The organism is Sulfolobales archaeon (assembly GCA_038897115.1).
Classification (GTDB): Archaea; Thermoproteota; Thermoprotei_A; order Sulfolobales; family AG1; genus AG1.
In genome coordinates, this window is the sequence record JAWAXC010000134.1 from 1 (window position 1) to 4,825 (window position 4,825).

Sequence of the window (4,825 nt, forward strand, 5' to 3'; positions counted from 1 at the left end):
AGGTTCTCCCTCACAGTTTTTCCTGTTACTGTTAGAGCCTCTCCGTGGATCAACCCTGCGTCTAGGAGCTTCTTCATAATAAGCGGTACTCCCCCAACCTCATCTAGATCTGCCATTGTATATTCGCCTCCAGGCCTTAGGCTCGCGATTAGAGGAACCTTCCTGGAGATCCTATCGAAATCATCTAGCTCAAGCTTAACACCAGCTTCATATGCTATAGCAAGTAGATGTAGAACAGCATTTGTCGATCCGCCTGTAGCCATTAGAACCGCTATTGCGTTCTCAAACGCCTCATAGGTTAGTATATCCCTTGGCTTTATACCAAGCTCGATCAGCCTCATCAGGGCGACACCGCTCTCCCTAGCATACCAGATCCTCTTTGAAGATGTTGCTGGTGGTGAAGCGCTTCCCGGGAGTGACATTCCGAGTGCCTCTGCAATAGATGCCATAGTGTTTGCTGTGAACATACCTGCACATGTTCCATATGTTGGGTGGGCTACCTTCTCAAGCTCGATCAGATCTTCCTCAGAGATCTTCCCCCTCAGATAGGCTCCAACAGCCTCATGAACATCCTCTATAGTTACCTTCCTCCCTCTATAGATCCCTGGCTCTGCGCTCCCACCATAGAGATATATAGAGGGGCGGTTGATCCTAGCCATAGCCATTAGAGTCCCTGGCTCGGTCTTATCACACCCAGCAATCCCCACCAACCCGTCGAAGGCGTGAGCATTGAACTGGGCCTCGATCATATCTGCTATGAGATCCCTGCTAACAAGGCTATATCTCATACCCTCAGACCCCATGCCAATATTATCGTTAACCACCATCACAGGAAATGCAAGGGGGGTTCCACCGCCCATTTTAACACCCTCCTTAACAAAGGCGGATAGAGTCATAGTATGTATATTACACGGCCCAGCCTCGCTCCAAGCTACAGATATCGCTATTAAAGGCTTCCCAATATCGAGATCCGTAAGACCTATAGACCTTAGGAAAGCCCTGTGGGGAGCGTTGAGCACACCATGATACCTCCCCCTACTAGGAAGATCCTCTCCATAAGATCTTCTCTGAATGCTCAAGCCCACAAACCTCAAACCAATATCAACCTAACAAAATTATATACCCTATTCCAGCTTATCCCAATATAATACTAAAGCATTTATCTTCTTATAGATCTTTCAACAAATATTCGATGACCATATCACTAAGATAGGGTTAACACGCGGCAGAGGATCTTCAGCTCTACCTAGATCCATGGAAAGAGCTATAGCTAAGAGCATATTCCTTCAAGGTGAGAACAATATCTACATCTGAAAAACCATCCTAAAGGGCTGGGGAGAAGGTTAGAGATACCTAATCCACTATAATTGTGTTTATAGCTAAGGTTGTTGGGGCAATATATGTAAACAATGTGTTTAAGCTATTGAATAAGATTGAGTTGAAAGAAGGAGGAAAGTGAAAATAATCATTCTTATCGAGGGGAATTTATACGATCTCATCGAGATTCTTGCGCTAGAAGCTAAAGAAGACCTAAATAGAAACATAGACGAGTTACAACTGAAAGCCTCGCTCTTTAGGGCGGGGATGTTGTTAATGCTTATAATTTTTGATGCAAGTACTATAGCTAGATGATGACGCGGTTAAGCATGGCAACCAGGCCCCCGGATGATCATGGATGGGGGCTAACAGCCATATCCCCGAGTCCCCGGGAGGGGATAGGGGTAATTGGCCGGAGACCCGGCCTAGGGCTGAACCGAGCAATAGCTCGGGATGTAGCCCAAACCTCCCCGCTCGACTGTTATCATAAAGAGTATATTAAAGCATGATCAGCGCATCGCTATTAATAAATAATGAGCATATAGCTACTTATGCAAGGAATCTTAGCCTGAGAACCATATTAGTGAGAGCATTAAGCGAAGGAGAAGTTCTAGAGGAACTAGCTGATGACAAGAATCCTTGAAGCATTTACTTAGATATAGCTTCATTTGAAAGGGTATAGGGTTTGGAAAGCTTGGGGTAAAGTTTTGAATAATTGGAAAAACCAACTAGATATAGGGATCCGCGATCTGTAAAGCCTCGAAGCCTCAACTAGATGCAGACCTAAGAAAGAGTAAGGAGAAGCCCGGCTTAATATATGGATAATTGTAATGTAAAGTTTTAAGGATATAGGCTTGGAATGTTAATATATAGTAGAGATGAGGATCCCTCTACTAGCTGATTCGATGATGATCTTTCGGTCGCCCTGATTATGTCTTCTCGCTTGAATTCTAATGCTATTACGATATTATGAGCTAGAATAGCTGTACTGGGTGAGAGTAGTAGGGGTTGAATCTTCATTGCGGTTTATCATGTTCTATATCTCCGCTCGCCCTTATACCCCCTATCCTCTCTACGTAGCCTACGGAAGCCTATCTCCCCTCGGGGATGTGGAGAGCTTTCTCGGCGGCCTCCTCCCCTCGCATTGCTCATAGGGATCATAGTATTGCCCTCTAGCTAAACACAACTGGCTATAAAGCTTATAAGCATTGGGTTATGAAGGGATCTTTAATAAACACATGGCATCAACATATCTAATAGTACTAAGGGCTAAACACAATTAATATCAACAGCTATAAACCTATATGAAATCAACAACAACTTGAGGTTAGAGGGAGGATTCATTGTATTGGTGTTTATTGGGTGAGCTGAAACATCTTTGATTGTCTTTGGGAGTTTTTATGGGTTTGCTGTTAATACTCTTCAAGGCTATTAGGTAGGCTGATACACAGTATAAGCTCTGAAGGTTATAGGTTTAACGATGACCCTCGCGAGGGTGGCTGAACCGCCGTAGCCCGCCCCGAGCTGTGCCGTAATGAACCCGAGGGTGGTCATAAAAGACCGCTCTCGGGTGAACGGTTAGGTAATGGGATATCTTTTGGAAGCTATGCTATGAGTTTATTTCTCTTTATCTCAACTGTTAGGGTATTTGCATTTATATATGAGATATGTTGGTTATTAGATTAGAGAGTATGGGGGTGAGGCGGATCGTGGGGGAGAGGAATATAGTTGTTGAGCAGCTAAACCAAACACCTGTGGAGAAGCTTGAGGTGGAGCTTGTTGAGAGAAAAGGCGTTGGGCATCCTGACTATATAGCGGATTCTGCTTCTGAGGTTTCAAGTATAGCTCTGTCCCAGTTCTATAGAAAGGAGTTTGGATATATACTCCATCATAATCTAGATAAAACCCTCGTGGTTGGGGGTCAGGCAAGCCCTAGGTTTGGGGGTGGCGAGGTTATCCAGCCCATATATATAATAGTTTCTGGGAGGGCCACAACAACTGTTTTCAAGGGTGGCGAGGTTATAAGGGTTCCTATCGGGCCTCTTATTATAGGTGCTGTTAAGGATTGGATTAGGAGAAACTTCAGATTCCTAGATCCTGAGAGGCATGTGGTTATAGACTATAGAATTGGGCAGGGCAGCGCAGATCTTGCCGGGCTCTACGAGCTTGGCAAGGAGAAGGCTCCGCTGGCTAATGATACCAGCTTCGGTGTTGGCTTCGCACCTCTAACAGACCTGGAGAGGGTTGTGCTGGAGATTGAGAGAATGCTCAATTCCAGGGACTTCAAATCGAGATACCCAGAGGTTGGGGAGGATGTGAAGGTTATGGGGCTTAGGATCGGGAGGAATGTTAAGATTACCGTGGCAGCATCTATGATCTCCCATCTAGTAAGTGATCTAGACCACTACCTCTCTGTTAAAGAGGAGGTTAGAAACAAAATAGCAGATCTCATCGCTAGGCTAGCTAGATTCGATAATGTAGAGGTGTATATAAATACAGCTGATAGACCTGAGAAGGGGCTTGTATATCTAACAGTAACTGGAACATCTGCTGAGCATGGGGATGATGGAATGACTGGAAGGGGTAACAGGGCTAATGGGTTGATAACCCCTATGAGGCCTATGAGCCTCGAGGCAACTGCTGGTAAGAACCCTGTATCCCATGTGGGGAAGATCTATAATGCATTGGCCACTATAATAGCTAATGATATATATAGAAGGGTTAACGGGATAGTAGAGGTATATGTAAGTCTTCTAAGCCAGATTGGGAGGCCAATAGATATGCCCTTAGTAGCATCTGTGAAGGTGATCCCTGAGAAAACCCTTACCCAGGATATGAGGAATGAGATAGCTAGGATAGTTGAGGAGCATCTAGATAATATAACTAGGTTAAGGGATGACTTCCTAGCTGGAAAGATAATGCTTTTCTAGATATAACTATAGATAGAATAATTTTATTGTGTTTCGCCGCTGGCCTTAACATCCTCTACACTTTTAAAGATCTCCTCCTCAGATCCCTTTGAGGGCGATGATCTCGCCCTGAGCTTCTTCGCGAGTGCGAAGATCTCCTCTATATCCCTTATATATGCCCCCCACCTCTCAGGATCATCCTGGATCTTTCTATATATCCTTAGCAACTTAGGCATCTTCCTAAAGCTTATATCATAGAGCTTTCTATAGTCTGTATCGCTCCACCTCTTCTTACCAGCCAGGCCCTTCAGGGTCTTCGAGATCTCATCTATCCTGAGTGCCTCTAGCTGTAGCCTTATAACGAGGGCCTCGGGATCCTCTTCACCACCGTTTCTAAGCTTCTCCACATACTCCTCGAGAGCCTCTCTATTAGATAGAACATACCACCTCTGCCCACTCGTATGAAGGGTGGTTTTGATCAGGCCATACTCCTTCTCAAGGATCCTGAGCAGGGGGGATGGGTTATAGCTATACCCCATCATACCTAGCTCCTCAACAACAGATCTATAGTCAAAATCCCCGGGGAGGGGTGTAACAGC

The 4,825-nt window shown here is 45.0% G+C and carries 3 protein-coding genes; 1 reads left to right on the plus strand and 2 read right to left on the minus strand.

Annotation, left to right across the window (positions count from 1 at the left end):
• The coding region (locus QXE01_11525) for a dihydroxy-acid dehydratase (GenBank protein ID MEM4971866.1) at positions 1-1,085 on the minus strand (1,085 nt) is incomplete at its 3' end.
• Between the two features lie 1,938 nt (positions 1,086-3,023).
• On the opposite strand from QXE01_11525, the gene QXE01_11530 reads away from it, so the two are divergent.
• Positions 3,024-4,247, plus strand: coding sequence for a methionine adenosyltransferase (locus QXE01_11530; protein MEM4971867.1), 1,224 nt, complete (start codon positions 3,024-3,026; stop codon positions 4,245-4,247).
• A 23-nt stretch (positions 4,248-4,270) separates the two neighbouring features.
• Here the strand turns inward: QXE01_11530 and QXE01_11535 are convergent.
• On the minus strand, positions 4,271-4,825 hold a 555-nt coding region (locus QXE01_11535; protein ID MEM4971868.1), incomplete at its 5' end, for a hypothetical protein.